The following is a 21,547-nucleotide window of genomic DNA, read 5'->3' on the forward strand; positions in this document are numbered from 1 at the left end:
CGCTGTCCCGGACCGGATTCCCCTTACCCCGGGGTAGCCCGATAGCGTCATCGTGACGCAAGCCGTCGGCCCGCGCGAGGGTGCGGCGAGCACGTTCGAGGACGAAGACGAAGGAGTGATCCGTTGAGCCGGTCCGTACTGGTCACGGGAGGAAACCGGGGCATCGGCCTGGCCATCGCCCGGGCCTTCGCCGCCGACGGCGACAAGGTCGCGATCACGTATCGCTCCGGCGAGCCCCCGGAGGGCCTGCTCGGGGTGCGCTGCGACATCACCGACGGCGAGCAGGTCGAGCAGGCGTTCAAGGAGGTCGAGGCCGCACACGGCCCGGTCGAGGTACTGATCGCCAACGCGGGCATCACCCGCGACACGCTGCTGCTGCGGATGACCGAAGAGGACTTCACCAGCGTCGTCGACACCAACCTCACCGGCACGTTCCGGGTGGTCAAGCGGGCGAGCAAGGGCATGTTGCGGGCCCGCAAGGGTCGCATCGTGCTGATCTCGTCGGTGGTGGGGCTGCTCGGTTCGCCGGGGCAGGCCAACTACGCGGCCTCCAAGGCCGGCCTGGTCGGCTTCGCCCGCTCGATCGCGCGGGAGCTGGGGTCGCGCAACATCACCACGAACGTGGTGGCGCCCGGCTTCGTCGACACCGCGATGACCGAGGTACTCGGCGACGAGCGCAAGGCGCAGATCCTCAAGGAGATCCCGCTCGCGCGCTACGCCGACGTGGACGAGGTCGCCGGTGTGGTCAAGTTCCTCACCTCGGACGCCGCGTCGTACATCACCGGAGCCGTCATCCCTGTGGACGGCGGACTTGGAATGGGGCACTGAACTCATGGGCGACCTGCTTGCGGGCAAGCGCATTCTCGTCACCGGCGTCATCACCGACGCCTCGATCGGCTTCCACGTCGCCAAGCGGGCCCAGGAGGAGGGCGCCGAGGTCGTACTGACCGGATTCGGCCGGCTCTCGCTGGTCAACCGGATCGCGAACCGGCTGCCGAAGCCCGCCCCGGTGATCGAGCTGGACGTGCAGAACCCCGAACACCTCGCGTCCCTCGCGGACAACGTGCGCGCGCACGTGCCCTCGCTCGACGGCGTCGTGCACTCGATCGCGTTCGGTCCCAAGGACGCGCTCGGCGGCAACTTCCTCGACACCGAGTGGGCCGACGTGGCCACGGCGGTGCAGGTCTCGGCCTACTCGCTGAAGTCGCTGACGATGGCGTGCCTGCCGCTGATCGAGGCGAACGAGGGGCGTGGCGGCTCGGTCGTCGGCCTCGACTTCGACGCGCAGGTGGCCTGGCCGGGCTACGACTGGATGGGTGTCGCCAAGGGCGCCCTGGAGTCGACCTCGCGCTACCTGGCCAAGTACCTGGGCGAGAAGAACATCCGGGTCAACCTGGTCTCCTCGGGCCCGGTCAAGACGATGGCCGCGAACAGCATCCCCGGCTTCGAGAAGTTCGAGGGTGTCTGGAACGAGAAGGCCCCGCTGGGCTGGGACCTGCGCGACGCGGACCCGGCCGCCCGGGGCGTGTGCGCACTGCTGTCCGACTGGTTCCCCAAGACCACCGGCGAGATCATCCACGTCGACGGCGGCCTGCACGCGATCGGCGCGTAACGCTCGAAACGTCTCCCGCAGCCCGATCGCCCGACCCACCCGGTCGTGGCGGTCGGGCTGTGTCGTCGTCGGCCGGGAGGGCGGACGGGCACGCGGGGCCGCCTGTGCACCGCGGCCCCGTTCGCGAACGGCACGGCGGGCGGGAGGGCGAGAACCCTCGTCAACCGGTCGCGGCGGCGATCGTCGCGGCGATGCCGATCAGCACGGTGATCAGCAGCATGATGCCCAGGATGCCGCCGAGTTGCCTGGCCGAGGACTTGTTCGGGTCCGGCGGCGCGAGCACCGTCTGCCGGAGCTCGTCGGTCGCGCCCGATTCGGCGGCCTTGCGGGCGAGGATCTCGTTGCGCGCGGTCGAGCGCGCGACTTCCTCCGCGTGGGCGCGCTCCTCGCGGGCCTTGCGAGCGGCCATGGCCCGCTCGTACCGCTCCTTGGAGGATTCGCCAGATGTAGCAGCCATGGGGACGAGTTTCGCAGACCCGCCCGGCCGGACCGACCGGTGGGGTGGAGCGGGTCGCACGGCGACCGGGGGCCGGCCGGGGTGGGGCGAGCGGGAACTCCGGGTGACCGGTCGGGCGTTGTGCACGCGTAGGGACCCGCACCGAGGATGACCTTCCCCCGAGTGCCGCACCGGGCGTTGTCGCAGGTCGGCGGCGTCGGGGCAAAAGCTTCCCCTTACATGTATCCGGTCGTGCCCCGACCGATCGCCCGCCCGGCTCCTTCTCAGGGGTGGGGCCAGCCCTACTACGCAGGGGTGCCTGCCCCCCGATCAAGACACCGGTTCGCAGGATGTGGCTCCCGGTTGCCCGCCAATACCTTCGTGTGTGTCGAGGAAGACCCTCGGCGAAGCGGAGCACACAGGAGCGGGGACCAATGGCATCCAGGCGTAATTTCGCCGCCTCGATCGGTGGCTGGAGTGCACAGCATCGCAAGACGGCGGTATTCGGGTGGCTGCTGTTCGTGGTCCTCGCCGTCGTGATCGGCAACATGAGCGGGACGAAGGAGATCAGCAAGGCCGAGCGCGGTGTGGGGGAGTCCGGCCGGGCCGCACGGATCATCGACGACGCGGGGATCAAGGAGCCCGCGGGCGAGATGGTGCTGGTCCGCAGCGACAAGCTGGTCACCGAGGACACGAAGTTCCGCGCCGCGGTCGACGATGTGATCAACCGGGTCAACGCCACGCAGGTCAAGGACGGCAAGGGCCCGGCCACCGAGCACATGCGTTCTCCGTTCGCCGGTGACGGCGGCATCTCCTCGGACAAGCATTCGGTGCTTATCCAGTTCGACATGACGGGCGAGGAGGACAAGGCCGCCGACAACATCCAGCCCGTGCTGGACGCGGTGGCCGAGGCCCGCAAGGCGCACCCGGACGTGGTGGTCGAGCAGTTCGGCGACGCCAGCGGCGAGAAGTGGTTCCAGGACACCATCGCCAAGGACTTCACCCGGGCCGAATGGACCGCCGTCCCGCTCGCCCTGGGCATCCTGCTCGTCGCGTTCGGCGCCGTGGTCGCCGCACTGCTGCCGGTGGCCCTGGCCCTGACCGCGTTCGTGGCCGCGGGCGGTCTGCTCGCGTTGAGCAGTCGGCTGATGCCGGTCGGCGACAGCGCCCAGTCGGTGATGCTGCTGATCGGCCTGGCCGTGGGCGTCGACTACTGCATGTTCTACCTGCGCCGTGAGCGTGAGGAGCGGGCCAAGGGACGCGACCCGGAGACCGCGCTGCGGATTGCCGCCGCCACCTCCGGCCGTTCCGTGCTGATCTCCGGCATCACCGTCATCGTCGCGATGGCCGGCATGCTCCTGTCCGGACTCAGCGAATTCGAGTCGATGGCCTCCGCGACCATCCTGGTCGTGCTCACCGCGGTGCTCGGCTCGCTCACCGTGCTCCCGGCGATCCTGTCGATGCTGGGCGACCGGGTGGACCTGGGCAAGATTCCCGGGCTCGCCAAGATGCGCCGTCCCACCGAGGGCAGCAAGGCGTGGGGCAAGATCCTGGGCGTGGTGCTGAGCCGGCCCAAGGGCACCGCGGTGCTCGCCGGCGGTCTGCTGATCGCGCTGACCGTCCCCGCGATCGGCATGAAGACCTCCGAACTGCCGATCGACAAGGAACTGCCGACCTCGCTGTCCATCGTGCAGACCTACCAGCACATCGAGAAGGCGTTCCCCGGCGGCCCGGCGCCCGCCCAGATCGTGGTCAAGGCGACCAACCCCGACGACCCCAGGCTCGCGGCGGCGTTCGACAAGCTGCGCGCCGAGGCGGTCGCCACCGGACAGATGCACGAGCCGATCGAGGTCGAGCGGCAGGGCGGCACGAACGTCTTCAAGGTCTCGGTCCCGCTCGCCGGCGGCGGCAACGACTCCACCAGCAACAAGGCCCTGGACACGCTCCGCGGCAAGGTCATCCCGAACACGCTGGGCAAGCTGGACGGCGTGGACGCCCCGGTGACCGGCAACACCGCCGGGTCGGTGGACTTCAACGACAAGCTCGACGACACGCGACTGCCGATCTTCGCCTTCGTGCTCGGCTTCGCCTTCCTGCTGATGCTGGTCTCGTTCCGCTCGATCGCCATCGCGGTCACCGCGATCGTGCTCAACCTGCTGTCGGTGGGCGCCGCCTACGGTGTGATGACGCTCGTCTTCCAGGAGGGCTACGGCGACTCGCTGGTGGGCACGGAGGCACCGGGCGCGATCGTCTCCTGGATCCCGATGTTCCTGTTCGTGATCCTGTTCGGCCTCTCGATGGACTACCACGTGTTCGTGGTCTCGCGAATCCGTGAGGCGTACGACAAGGGCATGGACACCAAGTCGGCCGTGTCGCACGGCATCCGCACCACCGCCGGGGTGGTGACCAGCGCGGCGACGATCATGGTCGCGGTGTTCGGGGTCTTCGGCACCCTGTCGATGCAGTCGATGAAGCAGTTCGGTGTCGGCCTGGCGGTCGCGGTCCTGCTGGACGCGACGATCATCCGCGGTCTGCTGCTGCCGGCCGTGATGACCCTGCTCGGCGACCGCAACTGGTACCTGCCCCGCTGGCTCGGCTGGCTGCCGCAGATGGACCACGGCGACGAGGCGATCGAGGCGCCGGCCCCGGCCGCCGAGCCGGTCCCCGCGTACGCCTCGGCCGGCGGCTACGGCACACCGACATACGAGACGGGTCGCCACCGGGGCGGCAACGGCTACGACGAGAGCGTGTCCGGCTCGCGCCGGATCCCGCGCCCGCCGGTCGGCTGACTGCCGAGCGCACGGTCGCCGGTGCGGGGCCGGCGACGACCGTGACGACCACCACCCCGTAGATCCGAGGAAAGCACGGGTCGGGACCGGATACTCGGTCCCGACCCGTCGTGCGTGGGGCGCGGTCGCCCGGCCCGGTCGGCGCGTGCCCGCTCCTCCTCGATCGAGTCCTGCGGTGCCGACCGGCAGTGCACAACGGCCGATGTCTGAGAGGCTGAACCCATGGCATCCCACCGACAGCGCAATCTTGTGGTGATGAGGCACGCGAAGGCCGAGTGGCCCGACGGGCCGGACCACGAGCGACCCCTGGCCGAACGCGGCCGCAAGGACGCGGCCGAGACCGGGCACCGACTGCTCGACCAGGGCATCACCCCCGATCTGGTGGTGTGCTCGCCGGCCGTACGCACTCGGGAGACCTGGCGGCTCGCGGGCAAGGCCTACGACCACAAGCCGCACACCGTCTACGACGAGCGGGTGTACGAGGCGAGCGCGCAGGCGCTGCTCTACCTCGTCCAGGAGACCCCCGACGAGGTCGACACACTGCTGCTGATCGGGCACAACCCGGGCGTGGCCACGCTGGTCAACGCGTTGGCGGGCAGCGGCGAGGACGACACGCTGGTGCGCCTGCGGGAGAAGTATCCGACCTCGGCGGTCGCGGTGCTGAGCCTGCACACCGCGTGGGCCGACCTCCAGGAGCGCTCGGCACACCTGGTTCGCTTCAGCACGCCGGCGACCTGACCCCGACGTCCGGGCCCGCCCGGTCGCACCGTGTGCGGTGCGACCGGGCGGGCCCGGATTCGGTTCCGCGGGGGCCGGCTACGCGTCCGCCGCGTCCGCCGCCTCGATCTCGTCCCGGGTCACGCCCAGCAGGAAAAGCACGGTGTCCAGGAACGGCACGTTGACCGCGGTGTCGGCGGCCTCGCGCACCACCGGCTTGGCGTTGAAGGCCACCCCCAGGCCGGCGGCGTTGAGCATGTCCAGGTCGTTCGCGCCGTCGCCGATGGCGACCGTGGCGGTCAACGGCACCCCCGCGTCGGCCGCGAAGCCGCGCAGCAGCCGGGCCTTGCCCGCCCGGTCGACGATCTCGCCGACCACCCGCCCGGTGAGCCTGCCGTCCACCACCTCCAGGGTGTTGGCCGCGCTGTAGTCGAGCCCGAGCTGCTCCACGAGCGCGTCGGTGACCTGGGTGAATCCGCCCGAGACGATGCCCACCTTGTAGCCGAGCCGCTTGAGCGTGCGCACCAGGGTGCGCGCACCGCGGGTGAGCACGACCTGCTCGCGGACCTTGGCGATGGCGTCCTCGTCCAGCCCGGCGAGCAGCGCCACCCGGGCCCGCAACGACTCGGCGAAGTCCAACTCGCCGCGCATCGCGGCGGCGGTCACCTCGGCCACCTCGTCCAGGCAGCCGGCGTGCTCGGCCAGCAGCTCGATCACCTCGCCCTGGATCAGGGTCGAGTCCACGTCCATCACGATCAGCCGCTTGGCCCGGCGGCGCAGGCCGGAGGGCTGGACCGCGACGTCCACCCGGCGCTCGGCGGCCTCGGTGGCCAGCTCCAGGCGCAGCTTGTCCGTCTCGACGCCGGAGACCTGGAGCTCGATCGCGGTCACCGGGTACTTGGCGAGGCGGAATATCCGGTCGATGTTGGCGCCGGTGGCCGCGATCCGGTGCGCTATCCCGGCGAACGCGGCGGCCTCCAGCGGGTGGCCCAGCACGGTGACGTGCGAGCGGCCCTCGCCGCGCGGACGGTTGTCGCCGACACCGGAGAGGATCTCCGCCTCCAGCCGCTCGCCGTCCGCCCAGCGGTGCACGCCGGCCCGCAGCCGGCCCTCGTCGGTCGGCGTGGTGATCAGGACGCACAGCGTGAGCCGGCCCCGGGTGACGGTCTGCTCGACGTCGACGACCTCGACGGAGTGGCCGGCCAGGATCTCGAAGAGGCTCGACGTCACCCCCGGCCGGTCCTTGCCGAAGATCTTGACGAGAAGAGTGCGCGGCGCATTCATGATGCTTCACGGTACCGGCCGTTCGAGGGCACGCGCGTCACCGGTCCACGGTACGAACACTGCGGCCGGCCGCACGGCGGCGGAATCTACCCAGGCCAGGGGCCGTCCCGGGTCGGCGCCTGCGGGTCGGGCGGGGGTGGCGGGCGATACGCCGGGGCGGGCCTGTTCGAGTACGGCGGGCCCGGTGGCGCCGCCGGGCCGGGCGGGCTCGGCGCGCCGGGGTGCGCCGGGCGGCCGGGCGGATACGGCGCGGCCGGCGGCCGGTGCGGCGGCGGCGCGGCACGGGTGGGCCGCGCCGGGCCCGAGGCCGCAGCCGGGGCGACCGGGTCGGTCCGGCGGTAGCGCACCCAGTCGGCGACCGCGCCGCCGATGAAGCCGGCACACCCGCCCCACAGCAGACCGAGCACCAGGGTCCACAGGTAGTCCGCGTGCAGCGACACCGACGCGCCCGGGGACACCACTCCGCCCAGGATGTTCACCGCGACCTTGAGCTGGAGCTGCATCAGATAGGCGACGACCAGCAGGCCGCCCGCGAGGGTGACCGCGAACCGCCACGCGTGTTGCAACGGACGCACCGACGCGGGCGCGCGCAGCGCCATCACGGTCGCGCCGAGCAGCAGCAACAGCGCGGAGAACAGCGGGACGAACCACGCCCGCGAGTCGAACTCGGCCAGCCGGTCGATCCGGATCGGCAGACCGTCCCCGGCGGAAGCCTTGACCAACTTGCCCAGCGGGCCGGGCAGACCGAAGGAGAAACCGCCGACCTCGGTCGGCGCGCTGGTCGTGGCCTTCCACGGGATGCCCAGGCCGAGCGAGGCCAGCAACCAGACCGCGTTGGGCAGCGCGAAGAACATGCCGCCGATCATCCGCTTCGGCGCGGGCGCGGCGGCGGCCACGAACGGGGTGCCCACGATCCCGGTGACCACCGCGGTGATCAGTACCGCGAGCAGACCCGCGATCGGGGCCCGCAGCACCGCGCGGTGCCGCAGCCACCTGAGCGGCAGCGGCCCGCGCGCGGACACCGCGACCGTGGCCAGCAGGGTGATCAGCAACCACAACGCGCCGAAGACCAGCGTGCCGCTCACCTCGGTCTCGAACCGGGCCGCCGCGCCGAGCTCGAAGATGCCGATCAGATCCTGCGCCTGCCCGCCGCTCACCTGGGAGACGAACTCGTCGATCGGCAGCGAGTCCCTGCCCAGCGACACCACCACGCCCAGCGCGGCCATGGTGAACACCAGGACCCGCACGCCGTGCACGACCAGATCCAGCGCGCCGATCACCAGCCGATGACGCAGCGGACGCAGGAACAACCAGCCCAGCACGAGCGCGCCGATCAAACCGATGCCGAGCAGCATGATGTCGACCTTGCCGCTGCCCTGCGCGAGCGAGACGTCGCCGGTGAGTCGGCTGAGGATGTCGTTGCTCGGAGTGCCCTCCTCGGCGCCCTTCAGGTCGACCGTGCCACCCACCGCCAGCGCGATCACCGCCGCGATCAGCGCGGGCATCGTGCTCGACGGCAGGCTGTTCGCGCCCAGCAACCACAACGCCAGCCACGCCGCCACGGCCATCGCCACGAACGCGGCGAGCACCGCGCCGAGCGCGTGCAGCCAGGGGGCCACGCCGCCCCACGGCGCCGGGCCCGCCGGTGGTCGGGCCGAAGGCGGGTCGTGCTGCGGTGCGTTGTGCTGTTGCTGGTTCCAGGACACAACCGCTCCTGTCACGTGCGACCCGACTGCCGGATGAGCGGGACAAACTCGACTATCGAGCGCACCGACGCGCGCGTCAACGGATTCGGCCGTACTGCGCACCCGCGAGTGCGGCCCGGGCGTGGTTGTCATCCTCCGTCAGAGTGGTTTCCCTGCCCTCAAGGATGAGAAAGCCTGCCCGAGCGGCCCCCGCGTCCCTACACTCTCCAAGAGTGGGGGACAGCTACGCGCCAGAAGGACCGGCAGTGCCGCACCTGACCGTCGGCACCAGCGCCGGAACGCCCGTGATCCTGGATCCCGGGCGGGAACACATCGTCGGTCGTGACCCGTCCTGTGCGATCGTGCTCGACGATCGCCGTGTGTCGCGCCGGCACGCGGTCCTGCGAGTGGGCGCCGACGGCTGGGAGTTCGTCGACGGCAACAGCGTCAACGGCTCGTGGATGCGCGGCAATCGGGTGCATCGCGTGGTCGTGGGCCAGGGCTGCGAGGTGTTGCTCGGCGACCCGGACGACGGCGACCCGCTGCGCCTCGCGCCGGAGTCGACCGCCACCGAGGTGGTGCCGCCGCGCGTGGTGCACCACGACCACGTACAGATTCCCGAGCCGCCGCGCCGGAGCGAACCGCCGCCGCGCCGCGCCGAACCACCGCGCACCCCCGAACCGCCCTATGTGCCCCAGCCGCCCCGGCAAGTGCCGGACCGCGCCCGCCCGTTGGGCCGCGCGCAGATCGGTGCCGGGCCGCCCGCGGATCCGCGCCCGAGCGTGGACCGGGCGCCGAGCATGGTCATCCCGCTCCCGGTGCGCACCCTGCGGATCGGCCGCGCGCTGGACAACGACCTGGTGCTCACCGACCTGATGGTCTCCCGGCACCACGCCGAGCTGCGCACCACGCCCGGCGGCCGGCGCGAGATCGTCGACCTGGGCAGCCACAACGGCACCTACCTCAACGGGCAGCCGATCGAACACGCGCTGCTCGGCGAAGCAGACCTGGTCGGCATCGGGCACGCCACCTTCCGGCTCGACGGCCAGGAGTTGCGCGAGTTCATCGACACCGGCGAGGTGTCGCTGGAGGTGCAGAACCTCACCGTCACGGCCGGCAAAAGAGTCCTGCTCGACAACGTCTCCTTCCCGCTCGCCGAGCGCAATCTGCTGGCCATCGTGGGCGGTTCGGGCGCGGGCAAGTCCACCCTGCTCGGCGCGCTCACCGGCAGCCGGCGCGCCGCCAGCGGCAAGATCCTCTACGACGGCCGCGACCTCTACGCGAACAACGCCGAACTGCGCCAGCGGATCGGCCTGGTGCCGCAGGACGACATCCTGCACGCCCAGCTCACCGCGCGCACCGCGCTGCGTTACGCCGCACAGTTGCGCTTCCCCGAGGACACCGAGGCGTCCGAGCGCGAGCGCCGGGTCGAGGAGGTGATCGCCGAGCTGAGCCTGGACAAGATGCCGCGCGGCGCCACCGCGCCGTACGCCGACACCAAGGTCAGCAGCCTCTCCGGTGGCCAGCGCAAACGGGTGAGCGTGGCCGTCGAACTGCTCACCAAGCCGTCCGTGTTGTTCCTGGACGAGCCGACCTCCGGCCTGGACGAGGGCCTGGAACGCTCGGTGATGGAGAAGCTGCGCGAACTCGCCGACGACGGCCGCACGGTCATCGTGGTCACCCACAGCACCCGCAGCCTGAACGTGTGCGACCGGGTGCTGGTGCTCGCCCCGGGCGGTCGGATCGCCTTCTTCGGACCGCCGGACGAGGCGCTGCCGTTCTTCGGCAAGGGCGACTGGCCCGAGGTCTTCAAGATGTTCGACGACGAGCCGGACCGCGACTACGAGGGTCCGTTCCGCCGTTCGGAACTCTACGGCCGATACATAGAGGTGGGCCGCGACCGGGCGCACGCCGAACAGGGCGAGCGACCGCAGGCGAAACCGCCCAAGCCGCAGGGCTGGTTCTCCCAACTCGGCACGCTCTCCCGGCGCTACCTCGCGGTGATCGCCTCGGACCGCAAATACCTGGCGCTGCTGGCGATAGCGCCGCTGTTCCTGGGGATGTTGTGCCGGGTGATCCCCGGCAAGCTGGTCAGCCCGGAGGGGTCGCCGCCGGGTTCGAACCAGGAGGCGACCACCAAACTGCTCGTGCTGTTCGTGATCAGCGGCCTGATGGGCACCGCGACCGCAGTCAACGAGCTGATCAAGGAGCGCGCCATCTACCGGCGCGAACGCAGCGCCGGGCTCTCGGTGTCCGCCTACCTCGGCTCGAAGATGATCGTGCTCGGGATGATCTCCGCACTCCAGGGCGTGGTGCTCACCGCGGTCGCCCTGGTCGGGGAGAAGTTGCCCGCCAAGGGCGTGGTGATCAGCCCGCCGATCATCGAGATCGGCATCGCGGTGGTGCTGTCCGCGATAGCGGCGATGGCGGTGGGCCTGGTGGTCTCCGCCTCGATCGGCAGCGCGGAGTTGGCCATGCCGCTGCTCGTGGTGATCGCCATCGTGCAAGTGGTGCTGTGCGGCGGCCTGTTCCCGCTCAACGGCAAGGCCGGCATCGAGCAGATCTCCTGGCTGGCCCCGGCCCGCTGGGCCTTCGCCGCGGCCGGCAGCACGATAGATCTGGCCACCCAACTGCCGCGCAAACCCGGCGAGTCGCCGGATCCGCTGTGGAAGCACGACCCGAAGGTCTGGTACCGCAACATCGGCATCCTGACCGGCCAGATCGCCGTCTACGGCCTGATCGCGCTGCTCATGCTCCGGCGCCTGGACCCCAAGACCAAGCGCAAGCGCGGGAGCCGGTGAAGCTCGCGCCCGAGTGCGGCTCAGGCCCGGTCCGGCTCCAGGGCCGCGCCGTACGCCGCCACCATCGCCCGGCGACAGGCCCGCTCCAGCGGGGCGAGCGCGCCGAGCCGGGCGGATATCTCCGCCGCGCTGACCGCCGCGCCGTCCTCGCGACCGGCCACGGTCAACACCGCGTGGATGCGCCGCGCCTGGTCGAGCACCCGGCCGGCGCGACCCGGATGGCCGGGTGCGACCCGGGTGTCCGAGTCCTTGCGGTACAGCCCGGCCAGGGCGCGCTGCGCCGCCGGGCCGCCGCCTGCCACGTCCAGTCGGGTCAGGTCCTCGATCGCGTCGCGCATCGCCTCGGCCAGCTCGCGCTCCGCCTCGGCCAGGAACGGTCCCGGGGCGGGCCGGTCGCTCACCTCGATCATCTGCCAGGCGACCCGCACGGTGGCGTCGCCGTTCGAGCCGTGCCGGGTCACCCCGGGCACCAGGCCGTACGCGGCGCCCGGGGCGCCGACCGTGATCGCCGCCTCGCCCGCGTCCAGCGCCAGGTCGTTGAAGGCGGGCGGGCCGGGCAGCGCCAGCGGATCACCCGACACCGGCAGGGCCAGCCGCAGACCGGTCACGCCCAGCGCTCGCAGCCGACCCAGGGCCAGCGACAGGCCGACGGGCATGTTTTCGCCCGGTACGCCCGTCACCCGATGCGGTTCGTCCGTTCCGACGATCTCGGACACCGCGTCGTCGGGCGGTACGCGCCCGGCCAGCAGGGCATTGCCCCATGCGACGAGAAGTCCGGAGCGAGGTTCGGCAAGCATGCGGACAAGCGTAAGGGGCGTCACAACGCTCCCGGACACGACCGGAGGTCGCTCGGTGTCATAGGTTTCTCCCGGACCGGGTGCAACAACGCGGACCACGGAGCGAGGCGGTGATCCCACACAAGGGGATGCCGTCCGGCGGCGTAGCGCACGATGGGGAGCTGGCAGGCGATGAGCGACGTTCTCGAACTGGTTGACGTATCGGTGGTGCGCGACGGTCGCCCTCTGGTGGACCAGGTCACCTGGTCGGTCGCGGAAGGCGAACGCTGGATCGTCGTCGGCCCCAACGGCGCCGGCAAGACCACGGTGCTGCAACTGGCGTCCACCTATCTGTTCCCCACCACCGGCACGGTCGCCGTGCTGGGCGAGAAGCTGGGCACGGTCGACGTGTTCGAGCTGCGACCGCGGGTCGGGATGGCCTCGGCGGCGCTCACCGACAAGCTGCCGCGCCGCGAGCGGGTGCTGGACATCGTGCTGACCTCGGCCTACGGGATGACGGCCAAGTGGCACGAGCGCTACGACGCCGAGGACGAGCAGCGCGCCCGCCGGCTGCTCGACCAGTTGGGCATGGCGGAATACGTCGAGCGCCGGTTCGGCACGCTGTCCGAGGGCGAGCGCAAGCGGGTGCAGATCGCCCGTGCGCTGATGACCGACCCCGAGCTGTTGCTGCTCGACGAGCCGGCCGCCGGGCTCGACCTGGGCGGGCGCGAGGACCTGGTCCGCCGGCTCGGCACGCTGGCCGCCGACCCGTACGCGCCGTCGATGATCCTGGTCAGCCACCACGTCGAGGAGATCCCGCCCGGCTTCACGCACATCCTGATGATCCGTCAGGGACGGGTGATGGCGGCCGGCCCGATCGCCGACACGCTCAACTCGCGCAACCTTTCGCACTGCTTCGGTCTGCCGCTGATCGTCGAGCAGCAGTACGGGCGTTGGTCCGCCCGCGGGCTGCCGATGCCGGAGGCACCGGAGACGCAGGGCTGACCCGAGCCGCTTCCCCGGCTGATCGTTTTCGGCCGAGAAGCATCTGCTGCTCGGCGCGCCCACGATCTACGATGAACACGTGGACGCATGGATGTGGTGGCTCATCGCGGTCGGGGCGTTCGGCATCGTCGGGGTGCTCAGCTCCTTCGTGGAGATGGGCATGTTCGCGGTCGGGGCCGCCGCCGCGGCTGCGGCCGCCGGCGCCGGTGGCAACTTCCTGATCCAGTGCATCGTGTTCGCCCTCGTGTCGATCGCACTGCTCGTGTTCGTGCGCCCGATCGTGGTCCGGCACAACAACTCGCCCGGAACCCGCACCGGCATCGAGGCACTCAAGGGCACCAGCGCCGTGGTCCTGGAACGCGTCGACGAGAACGGCGGCCGGATCAAGCTGGCCGGCGAGGTCTGGTCGGCCCGCACCCTGGACTCCACCGCCGTGTTCGAACCCGGGGCTCGGGTGGACGTAGCGGACATCGTGGGCGCCACCGCAGTGGTGATGTGACGCCCGATCGATTGCGCCGATCGTGTTGACGTCCCACGTCGGCCCGCGAACCCCTAGGCTCGACACAGCCTTGCATTTCAAAGGCAACCGCAGGCAAGCAGGACCTCGGGAGAGATCGTGAAGGCCACCGCCGTCATCGTCCTGGTCGTACTCGTACTGCTGGTGGTCGTCGCCTTGGTCAAGACGGTCAAGGTGATCCCCCAGGCGAGTGCCGCCATCGTGGAGCGTTTCGGGCGATACACCCGCACGCTGCACGCCGGACTCAACATCCTCGTACCGTTCATCGACCGGATCCGGCAGATGATCGACCTGCGCGAGCAGGTCGTGCCGTTCCCGCCGCAACCGGTGATCACCGAGGACAACCTCGTCGTCCAGATCGACACCGTCATCTACTTCCAGGTCACCGACCCGCGCGCGGCCACCTACGAGATCGCCAACTACATCCAGGCGATCGAGCAGCTCACCATCACCACGCTGCGCAACATCATCGGTGGCATGGACCTCGAACAGACCCTCACCTCGCGCGAGGAGATCAACGCGGGGCTGCGCGGCGTGCTCGACGAGGCGACCGGCCGCTGGGGCATCCGGGTCAACCGGGTCGAGCTCAAGGCGATCGAGCCGCCGCCCTCCATCCAGGACTCGATGGAGAAGCAGATGCGCGCCGAGCGGGACAAGCGCGCGGCGATCCTGACCGCCGAGGGCCACCAGCGTTCGCAGGTGCTCACCGCCGAAGGTGACAAGGAAGCCGCCGTGTTGCGCGCCGAGGGTGAGCGCCAGGCCGCGGTGATCCGGGCCGAGGGTGAGGCGCGCGCGATCGAGACCGTCTTCGAGGCGATCCACGCGGGCGAGGTGGACAACAAGCTGCTCGCCTACCAATACCTCCAGATGTTGCCGAAGATCGCCGAGGGCAGCTCGAACAAGTTGTGGATCCTGCCCAGCGAGGTCACCCGCGCCCTGGAGGGCATCGGCGACGCGGTCGGCAATCTCGCCACGAACGGCTCCGGCCCGGCACACCGCGTGCCGCAGGTGCCGGTCGAGGAGGAGCCGGCCTGGCCCGGTTCGGGCACGCCCGTCCCGCAGGGGCGCAAGGCGCCGATCGCCAACGGCGCATCCTCGGTACCGCGTCCGTCCGCCGAGCCGCCCGCCGTGCCCCCGCCGCCGGCCGAGCCGCCGCGCCGGGGTGGACCGCCGGCCGGCGAGGTCGAACCTCCGCACATCGAGCGGGGTCATCGCCCGCCGCGATGAGCCGCCGGCCTCGGCTGCGATGATCTCTGGCGTTACGGCCGCGGGGACGCTCGACGTCCTCCCGGCGCCAGGATCGTCGCGGCGAAGCGGGTGCACATGGACTGGTGGGAAGCGTTGGCGATCTTCGCCGCGGGTATCGCGGCCGGCGGGATCAATACGGTGGTCGGATCCGGCACGCTGATCACCTTCCCGGTACTCCTCGCCTTCGGCTACTCGCCGGTGACCGCGAACGTGTCCAACACGATCGGCCTGGTGCCGGGTTCGATCAGCGGCGCGATCGGGTATCGCCGCGAACTCGAAGGCCAGCGGCCCCGGTTGATCCGGCTCGGGCTGGCCTCGCTGCTCGGCGGCCTGACCGGCGCGATCCTGCTGCTCACGCTGCCCGACAGCGCGTTCAAGGCGATCGTGCCGGCGCTGATCGTGCTCGCGCTGGTGCTCGTGGTGCTGCAACCGCGCCTGGCCAAGCGGCTGGCCGCCCGGCGGGCGGAGAACGGCTCGGCGTCGGAGGGGCCCCGGCACGGCGGCGCGTTGTTGTGGGTGGCCGTGTTCGGAACCGGCATCTACGGCGGCTACTTCGGCGCGGCGCAAGGCGTCCTGCTGCTGGCGCTGTTCGGCGTGTTCATCGCGGAGAACCTGCAGCGGATGAACGCGGTGAAGAACGTGCTCGCCGGCATCGTCAACGGCGTCGCGGCGATCGTGTTCATGCTCGTCGCCGACGTCGCGTGGTGGGTGGTGCTGTTGATCGCGTGCGGCTCGGTGATCGGCGGCCAGATCGGCGCCAAGGTCGGCCGCCGGCTGCCGCCCACGGCACTGCGCGCGGTGATCGTCGTGGTGGGCCTGGTCGCGGTGGTGCGGCTGCTGTTGTGACGACGGCATTGCCGGTTCGACCTCCCCTACCCTGGCCCCCTCGAATCGGGGAGGTGGCCGGATGGCCCTGGAGATGCGCGAACAGTGCGAACGATGCGAGGTGGCACTCGGTGCGCAGGATCCGGCCCGGATCTGCTCGTACGAATGCACCTTCTGCGAACCGTGCAGCGCCACGATGGACGACACCTGCCCCAACTGCGGCGGCGAACTCGTCCCCAGGCCGCGCCGCGCGGAACCGGCGGTCGGCTAGGCCCCGTCCGGCGGATCCCGGTGGATCGGGCCCGGGCCCGGGCCCGGTTCGCCGCCGACCTGCGGTGTCGTGAAACGATGCCCGGCATGCCGGTCACGTCGCACGCCGTAGGTCTCGCCGCAGGGGTCGTCCTGGACGCCGCCTTCGGCGACCCCCGCCGAGGTCACCCCGTGGCCGGCTTCGGGAGTGCGGCCGGTCGGCTGGAACAAGCCCTGTACCGCGACGACCGCGCCCGCGGCCTCGGCTACACGGCGCTGTGCGTCGGCGCCGGCGTCGGCCTGGGCCTGGCCCTGCGTCGCGCCGTCGCCGGCCGCCCCCTCGCCGACGCCGTGGTCACCGCCGGCTGCACGTGGGCCGTCCTCGGCGGCACCACCCTGCGCCGCGAGGCCCGGCTGATCGCCGCCCCGCTGGTGGCCGGCGACCTGCCCGCCGCCCGAGCCGCGCTGCCCCGCCTGGTCGGCCGCGACCCGGCCCGCCTGGACGACAAGGGCATCGCCCGCGCCGTCGTCGAATCGGTCGCCGAGAACACCTCCGACGCCGTGGTCGCCCCGTTGTTCTGGGGCGCCGTCGCGGGCGTTCCGGGCCTGCTGGGCTACCGCGCGATCAATACCCTCGACGCGATGGTCGGCCACCACACGCCGCGGTACGAGAACTTCGGCTGGGCCTCGGCCCGCCTGGACGACGCGGCCAACTGGCTGCCCGCCCGCCTCACCGGCCTGCTCACCGTCGCCGCCGCCCCCGTCGTCGGCGGCGACCCGGCCCGCGCCCTGGCGGTGCTGCGTCGGGACGGCGGCAGCCACCCCAGCCCCAACGCGGGCCGCTGCGAGGCGTCCGCCGCCGGGGCCCTGGACGTGCGCCTGGGGGGCCGCAACGTCTACGCCGGCCGCACCGAGGACCGCCCCGCGCTCGGCGACGGCCCACCGCCGAGCCCCACCGACATCCACCGCGCGAACCGACTCAGTGCCGCCGTCGGCCTGGCCTCGGCGGCACTGGCCGTCGCCGTCGTCGCCGCCCGCGCCGCGACGCGCGCCCGCGGGACGCGTCGATGACCGGCGCGCCCTCGACCCGGACCCGTACGGCACCCCGCCTCCGAAAGGCCATGCGATGAACGGCGCCCTCCTGGTGGCCGGCACCACCTCCGACGCGGGCAAGAGCGTCGTGGTCGCCGGGCTGTGTCGACGGCTCGCCCGCGAGGGCGTCAAGGTCGCGCCGTTCAAGGCGCAGAACATGTCGCTCAACTCGATGGTCACCGCCGACGGCGCGGAGATCGGCCGCGCCCAGGCGATGCAGGCCGCCGCCGCGCGGATCGAGCCGGAGGCGGTGATGAATCCGGTGCTGCTCAAGCCCGGCGGGCTGATGAGCAGTCAGGTCGTGCTGCTGGGCAAGCCGATCGCCGAGGTCGGCGCGCTGAACTACCGGGACCTGAAGCCGCGTTTGTTCGAGGCCGTGCTGGAGTCGCTGGCCGACCTGCGGGCGCGCTACGACGTCGTGGTGTGCGAGGGCGCGGGCAGCCCGACCGAGATCAACCTGCGCGACCGCGACATCACCAACATGGGCCTGGCCCGGGCCGCGAACCTCCCGGTGCTCGTGGTCGGCGACATCGACCGGGGCGGCATCTTCGCGTCCTTCTTCGGCACCCTCGCGCTGCTCTCGGCCGAGGATCAGGCGCTCGTCTGCGGTTTCGTGATCAACAAGTTCCGCGGCGACGCGCGCCTGCTCGACCCGGCGCTGAAGCGAATGCGCGAACTCACCGGGCGCCCCGTCCTGGGCGTGCTGCCGTTCCTGGGCGGCCTGTGGCTGGACGTGGAGGACTCGCTCGCGCTCGACGCCGACCGGGGCACGCCCGAGCCGCCGCTGGGCCCGGACATCCTGCGGGTCGCGGTGTTGCGGCTGCCGCGGATCAGCAACTTCACCGACATCGACGCGCTTTCCGTCGAACCCGGCGTCGTGGTGCGCTTCGTGAGCACGCCCGGCGAGATCGCCGACGCCGACCTGGTGGTACTGCCCGGCACCCGGGCCACCGTCGCCGACCTGGCCTGGCTGCGCGAACGCGGCCTGGACACCGCGCTGGCCCGCCGCGTCGCCGAGGACCGGCCCGTGCTCGGCATCTGCGGCGGCTACCAGATGCTCGGCGGGTGGATCCACGACGACGTGGAGAGCCGCGCGGGCAGCGTGCCCGGTCTGGGCCTGCTCCCGGTCCGGATACGCTTCGCCGCCGACAAGACGCTGGCCCGCGCACGCGGCTTCGCCGACGGGGAGCCGGTGACCGGGTACGAGATCCATCACGGCATCGTCGACGTCGAGGCCGGCGAGCCGGTGTTCACCGCCGCCGACGGCAGCGCGCTGGACGGCTGCCGGGTCGGCGCGGTGACCGGCACGCTGTGGCACGGCGCGCTGGAGAACGACGGATTCCGCCGGGCGTTCCTGACCCGGACCGCCGAACTGGCCGGCCGACGGTTCCGCGTCTCGCCCGACACCTCGTTCGAGGCGGCCCGGCAGCGCCGGCTGGACGCGCTGGGCGATCTGGTCGCCGACCACCTGGACAACGCGGCGGTGGACCGACTGATCACCGCGGGCGCCACCCCCGGTCTGCCCTTTGTGCCACCCGGCGCGTAGATCCGGGGGAAATACCCCGGACGAGTCGCCGCCCGATCGCCGATGATGGGATTTCGGGGCGTTCACGCACGTGCAGACGGGGCGGAAGGGCGGGGGTCACCATGCGGATCCTGCTGGCCGGAGACACGCACGGCAATACCGGGCACGTGCGGCGGCTGCTCGACGCCGCCGCCGGGCTCGACGTCGATCTGGTCTTCCAACTAGGCGACTTCGGCTTCTGGGAGCACGAGGCGTCCGGCGTGCGCTACCTGGACGAGGTCAACCGCGCCGCCCGCTCGCGCGGCGTCGACGTGTACTTCCTGGACGGGAACCACGACAAGACCTCGCTGCTGATGCAGTCCTACGGCGACCGGCGGGACGAACACGGCTTCGCGATCGTGCGCCCCCGGGTGCGCTACGCGCCCCGCGGGCATCGCTGGTCCTGGCGCGGGACCAACTTCCTCGCCTTCGGCGGTGCGCTCTCGCTGGACCGCGAGCAGCGGCTGGCCGAGGAGCGCCGGCGCTACGAGAAGGCACTGCGCAAGGAGAGCTTCCGGCGCGGCGCGGGTCGCCCGCCCGGCGACGTGCGCGACTTCGCGGGCAGCCTGTGGTTCCCCGAGGAGGAGGCCACCGACGCGGACGTGGAGGCCGTCCTGGCCGACCCCGCGCCGGTCGACATCCTGCTCACCCACGACAAACCGCTGCGTACCGCGCCCGAGTTCAACCGCAAGGGCGACCCGCGCTGCGTGCCCAACCAACAACGCGTCCAGTGCCTGGTGGACGCCTACCGACCCGCCCTGGCCGCGCACGGCCACCTGCACTTCCGGTACACCGAGGAACTGGTCCACCCGGACGGCTCGTGCACCCGCGTCGAGGGCCTGGCCGCCGACCCGATGGCCTCCTACGACGTGCCCGGCTACCACGTCCCCGACTCCTGGCACCTCCTCGATCTCGCCGACCCGACTCCGACCCCGACCGCGGAACCCGACGCCGACACCGTCGAGGCGGGCACCGGCTCCTGACGGCGGGGCCACGGGTCCGACGCCCCGCCGCCGTCGCCGCCTCGCGGTCGAGGCGGCAACCGGTCCGGACCGAGCCCGATTCGAGGCCGAACGGGCGGACCACGCACCGGCCGAGTCGGCCGGCCGCCGATGCACGAGCAGCGGGTACGACAGGGTGCGGACCCCGTGCCCACGGTGTCCGGGCACGTCGATAACCTCGGCGAACACATGATCGGATCGCCGATTCGGGGCCGGGGGCGGAATCATCGGGCCGGCGGTCCAGGGGAGGACTGGCATGTCCGACATGCCCACAGCCGCCGACGGCGCACATCCGCCGCGCGGCGCATCGACCAGTGGACCCACCGAGTCCGAGAGCGAGCACGAACGCCGGCCCGAGGGCCGGGACCCGGCGACGGCCGAGGTCCACCCGGAGCGGATACCCGCCGCCGGCGCCGGCGGCGACGACCCTGCCACCGCGCCCGCCGCCGCCCAGCCCGTCGCGCCCGCGACACTCGCCGCACCCCCGTACGCGCCGATTCCCCGAACGCCCGGATTCCCCGACGCCCAAGTCGGCTTCTACGGGCCCCTGCCCTTCATCCCGCCGCCCGACCAGCAGCGCCGCAACGCCCGTCGCCACCTGCTCGCCGCGGCCGCCGGCGTGCTCGCGATCCTGGCGCTGCTCGCATCCCTCGCCGTCGGCGGTGTCTTCGACACCCCCACCTCCCCGGCCGCCGCGCCGATCGCGGAGCAAAACGGTGCCGAGACCTCCTCGAAGACCGAGGACAAGGCCCCGGTCACCCGGATCGCGGTCGCCGACGTGGCCTTCCTGACCGACAACCGCACCCAGGCCCTGAAGGCCGGCAACGCCGACGCGTTCGTCACCGGCATCGACCCGGCCGCCGGCGAACTGCTGGCCGCCCAGCGCCGGTTGTTCGCCAACCTGCGGCTGTTCCCGTTCACCAGCGTCGAATTCCGGCCACCGACCGCGGCCATCGACGCGGGCACCGACGCGGGCCCGCTCACCCGCGACGTCAACGTCGTATTCGCCCACCAGGTGACCGGCGTGGACAGCGAGCCGATCGCCGAGCGCTACATCTGGACCCTCTCGCGCGCCTCGATCGACGCCCCGCTGCTGATCACCAAGATCGTCGGCGGCTCGACCCGAGGCGGCGGCAACGCCTACCCCGCACCCTGGGACGAGAGCGAACTCGCGCTGATCGAACGCCCACACGTGCTGCTCGCCGTCCCCGCCAAGAACAAGGCGAAGGCCGCGACCTGGGCCGACCGCGCGGAGAGCGCCCTCAAGAAGAACCTGGCGGTGTGGAAGGGCCCGACCATCACGCCGCAGCGCTACGTCGTCTACATCACGCCCGACCACGACACCTTCACCCGTGCGCTGTCCGGCAACGACCTGCCCAACGTCACCGGCGTGTGCCGCACCATGCCGCCGGCCCGCCCGACCGGCCGCGACCAGCCGATGGCCGGCAGCCGGATCACCCTGGACGGCTCGGACAGCATGTTCACCAAGGGCGACAGCGAACAGCAGACCCACCTGATGCGACACGAACTCGGCCACGCGATGGTCGCCGAGTTCGAACGCGGCGGCGAGGGGCCGCCGCTGTGGGTCTCCGAGGGCTTCGCCGAATACCTCGCCTGGACCGACCTCTCGCTCGCCGAGTGGTTCCAGCCGGACGCCCGCGAGCAGGTCCGGGCGGGCAAGTTCAGCGGCAAGCTGCCCACCGACGCCGAGGTCAACTCGCCCGACGTGAAGACCTCGACCGTCGGCTACCACTACAGCATGCTCACCATCCGCTACATCGCGGAGAAGTACGGCGCGGCCAAGGCCGACTCGTTCGTGGTCGCCGTCTACAAGGACTCCACCCCGGCCGCCCTGGACGCCGCGCTCAAGGAGGCGACCGGCCTGGACCGGGACACCTTCGAGAGCAACTGGGCCAAGTACGTCAAGACCAAGGTGGGCAACTGAC

General features: G+C 71.7%; 18 protein-coding genes. 14 read left to right on the forward strand and 4 right to left on the reverse strand.

Annotated elements, in window-relative coordinates; translation table 11 throughout:
- Window positions 1-123 precede the first annotated feature (123 nt).
- Both fabG and fabI read left to right on the forward strand, forming a co-directional pair.
- Window positions 124-828 (forward strand): 3-oxoacyl-[acyl-carrier-protein] reductase, encoded by a 705-nt coding sequence (gene fabG / locus ABZ374_RS02960; RefSeq protein ID WP_360305380.1) that lies wholly within the window; start codon window positions 124-126, stop codon window positions 826-828.
- A 4-nt stretch (window positions 829-832) separates the two neighbouring features.
- Entirely contained in the window at window positions 833-1,612 is a 780-nt protein-coding gene (gene fabI / locus ABZ374_RS02965; protein ID WP_360305495.1) for an enoyl-ACP reductase FabI, read from the forward strand.
- A gap of 160 nt (window positions 1,613-1,772) precedes the next feature.
- On the opposite strand, the gene ABZ374_RS02970 is transcribed toward fabI, so the two are convergent.
- Entirely contained in the window at window positions 1,773-2,069 is a 297-nt protein-coding gene (locus tag ABZ374_RS02970; protein WP_360305382.1) for a hypothetical protein, read from the reverse strand.
- A 413-nt stretch (window positions 2,070-2,482) separates the two neighbouring features.
- Between ABZ374_RS02970 and ABZ374_RS02975 the strand changes: the two genes are divergently transcribed.
- Window positions 2,483-4,837 (forward strand): MMPL family transporter, encoded by a 2,355-nt coding sequence (locus ABZ374_RS02975; RefSeq protein WP_360305384.1) that lies wholly within the window; start codon window positions 2,483-2,485, stop codon window positions 4,835-4,837.
- 255 nt (window positions 4,838-5,092) lie between these two features.
- Window positions 5,093-5,575 carry a histidine phosphatase family protein gene (locus ABZ374_RS02980; protein ID WP_360305386.1) on the forward strand — a complete coding sequence of 161 codons (483 nt, stop codon included), beginning with the start codon at window positions 5,093-5,095 and terminating at the stop codon, window positions 5,573-5,575.
- 78 nt (window positions 5,576-5,653) lie between these two features.
- On the opposite strand, the gene serB is transcribed toward ABZ374_RS02980, so the two are convergent.
- Window positions 5,654-6,838, reverse strand: coding sequence for a phosphoserine phosphatase SerB (gene serB, locus ABZ374_RS02985; protein WP_360305388.1), 1,185 nt, complete (start codon window positions 6,836-6,838; stop codon window positions 5,654-5,656).
- Between the two features lie 86 nt (window positions 6,839-6,924).
- Window positions 6,925-8,544, reverse strand: coding sequence for a streptophobe family protein (locus ABZ374_RS02990; protein ID WP_360305390.1), 1,620 nt, complete (start codon window positions 8,542-8,544; stop codon window positions 6,925-6,927).
- Window positions 8,545-8,789: 245 nt separating this feature from the next.
- Between ABZ374_RS02990 and ABZ374_RS02995 the strand changes: the two genes are divergently transcribed.
- Window positions 8,790-11,324, forward strand: a complete 2,535-nt coding sequence (locus ABZ374_RS02995) for an FHA domain-containing protein (protein WP_360305392.1) — start codon at window positions 8,790-8,792, stop codon at window positions 11,322-11,324.
- Between the two features lie 20 nt (window positions 11,325-11,344).
- Here the strand turns inward: ABZ374_RS02995 and ABZ374_RS03000 are convergent, their stop codons facing one another.
- Window positions 11,345-12,121 carry a hypothetical protein gene (locus tag ABZ374_RS03000; protein WP_360305394.1) on the reverse strand — a complete coding sequence of 259 codons (777 nt, stop codon included), beginning with the start codon at window positions 12,119-12,121 and terminating at the stop codon, window positions 11,345-11,347.
- Window positions 12,122-12,292: 171 nt separating this feature from the next.
- Here ABZ374_RS03000 and ABZ374_RS03005 point away from each other — a divergent pair, with 171 nt between their 5' ends.
- From ABZ374_RS03005 to ABZ374_RS03045, 9 genes are all read left to right on the forward strand, one after another.
- The gene (locus ABZ374_RS03005; protein ID WP_360305396.1) at window positions 12,293-13,105 is read left to right on the forward strand and encodes an ABC transporter ATP-binding protein; all 813 of its coding nucleotides are present in this window, start codon (window positions 12,293-12,295) and stop codon (window positions 13,103-13,105) included.
- Between the two features lie 91 nt (window positions 13,106-13,196).
- On the forward strand, window positions 13,197-13,604 hold the full coding sequence (locus tag ABZ374_RS03010) for an NfeD family protein (RefSeq protein WP_360305497.1): 408 nt from the start codon (window positions 13,197-13,199) through the stop codon (window positions 13,602-13,604).
- A 117-nt stretch (window positions 13,605-13,721) separates the two neighbouring features.
- On the forward strand, window positions 13,722-14,849 hold the full coding sequence (locus ABZ374_RS03015) for an SPFH domain-containing protein (RefSeq protein WP_360305398.1): 1,128 nt from the start codon (window positions 13,722-13,724) through the stop codon (window positions 14,847-14,849).
- A 96-nt stretch (window positions 14,850-14,945) separates the two neighbouring features.
- Window positions 14,946-15,716, forward strand: a complete 771-nt coding sequence (locus ABZ374_RS03020; protein WP_360305400.1) for a sulfite exporter TauE/SafE family protein — start codon at window positions 14,946-14,948, stop codon at window positions 15,714-15,716.
- 61 nt (window positions 15,717-15,777) lie between these two features.
- Window positions 15,778-15,966, forward strand: coding sequence for a DUF1272 domain-containing protein (locus ABZ374_RS03025; RefSeq protein WP_360305402.1), 189 nt, complete (start codon window positions 15,778-15,780; stop codon window positions 15,964-15,966).
- 86 nt (window positions 15,967-16,052) lie between these two features.
- Window positions 16,053-17,015, forward strand: coding sequence for a cobalamin biosynthesis protein (locus tag ABZ374_RS03030; protein ID WP_360305404.1), 963 nt, complete (start codon window positions 16,053-16,055; stop codon window positions 17,013-17,015).
- A 55-nt stretch (window positions 17,016-17,070) separates the two neighbouring features.
- Window positions 17,071-18,582 (forward strand): cobyric acid synthase, encoded by a 1,512-nt coding sequence (locus ABZ374_RS03035; protein ID WP_360305406.1) that lies wholly within the window; start codon window positions 17,071-17,073, stop codon window positions 18,580-18,582.
- A gap of 101 nt (window positions 18,583-18,683) precedes the next feature.
- Entirely contained in the window at window positions 18,684-19,583 is a 900-nt protein-coding gene (locus tag ABZ374_RS03040; RefSeq protein WP_360305408.1) for a metallophosphoesterase, read from the forward strand.
- Between the two features lie 274 nt (window positions 19,584-19,857).
- Window positions 19,858-21,546 carry a hypothetical protein gene (locus ABZ374_RS03045; RefSeq protein ID WP_360305410.1) on the forward strand — a complete coding sequence of 563 codons (1,689 nt, stop codon included), beginning with the start codon at window positions 19,858-19,860 and terminating at the stop codon, window positions 21,544-21,546.
- Window position 21,547: the final 1 nt, after the last annotated feature.

This window comes from Embleya sp. NPDC005971 (assembly GCF_040629175.1).
Classification (GTDB): Bacteria; Actinomycetota; Actinomycetes; order Streptomycetales; family Streptomycetaceae; genus Embleya.

Excerpts from the sequence above, each read along its gene's own strand:
- fabI (WP_360305495.1), top strand. The coding sequence starts at position 833 with ATGGGCGACCTGCTTGCGGGCAAGCGCATTCTCGTCACCGGCGTCATC.
- ABZ374_RS02970 (WP_360305382.1), bottom strand. The coding sequence starts at position 2,069 with ATGGCTGCTACATCTGGCGAATCCTCCAAGGAGCGGTACGAGCGGGCC.
- ABZ374_RS02975 (WP_360305384.1), top strand. The coding sequence starts at position 2,483 with ATGGCATCCAGGCGTAATTTCGCCGCCTCGATCGGTGGCTGGAGTGCA.
- ABZ374_RS02980 (WP_360305386.1), top strand. The coding sequence starts at position 5,093 with ATGAGGCACGCGAAGGCCGAGTGGCCCGACGGGCCGGACCACGAGCGA.
- serB (WP_360305388.1), bottom strand. The coding sequence starts at position 6,838 with ATGAATGCGCCGCGCACTCTTCTCGTCAAGATCTTCGGCAAGGACCGG.
- ABZ374_RS03000 (WP_360305394.1), bottom strand. The coding sequence starts at position 12,121 with ATGCTTGCCGAACCTCGCTCCGGACTTCTCGTCGCATGGGGCAATGCC.
- ABZ374_RS03005 (WP_360305396.1), top strand. The coding sequence starts at position 12,293 with ATGAGCGACGTTCTCGAACTGGTTGACGTATCGGTGGTGCGCGACGGT.
- ABZ374_RS03010 (WP_360305497.1), top strand. The coding sequence starts at position 13,197 with ATGTGGTGGCTCATCGCGGTCGGGGCGTTCGGCATCGTCGGGGTGCTC.
- ABZ374_RS03020 (WP_360305400.1), top strand. The coding sequence starts at position 14,946 with ATGGACTGGTGGGAAGCGTTGGCGATCTTCGCCGCGGGTATCGCGGCC.
- ABZ374_RS03025 (WP_360305402.1), top strand. The coding sequence starts at position 15,778 with ATGGCCCTGGAGATGCGCGAACAGTGCGAACGATGCGAGGTGGCACTC.
- ABZ374_RS03030 (WP_360305404.1), top strand. The coding sequence starts at position 16,053 with ATGCCGGTCACGTCGCACGCCGTAGGTCTCGCCGCAGGGGTCGTCCTG.
- ABZ374_RS03035 (WP_360305406.1), top strand. The coding sequence starts at position 17,071 with ATGAACGGCGCCCTCCTGGTGGCCGGCACCACCTCCGACGCGGGCAAG.
- ABZ374_RS03040 (WP_360305408.1), top strand. The coding sequence starts at position 18,684 with ATGCGGATCCTGCTGGCCGGAGACACGCACGGCAATACCGGGCACGTG.
- ABZ374_RS03045 (WP_360305410.1), top strand. The coding sequence starts at position 19,858 with ATGTCCGACATGCCCACAGCCGCCGACGGCGCACATCCGCCGCGCGGC.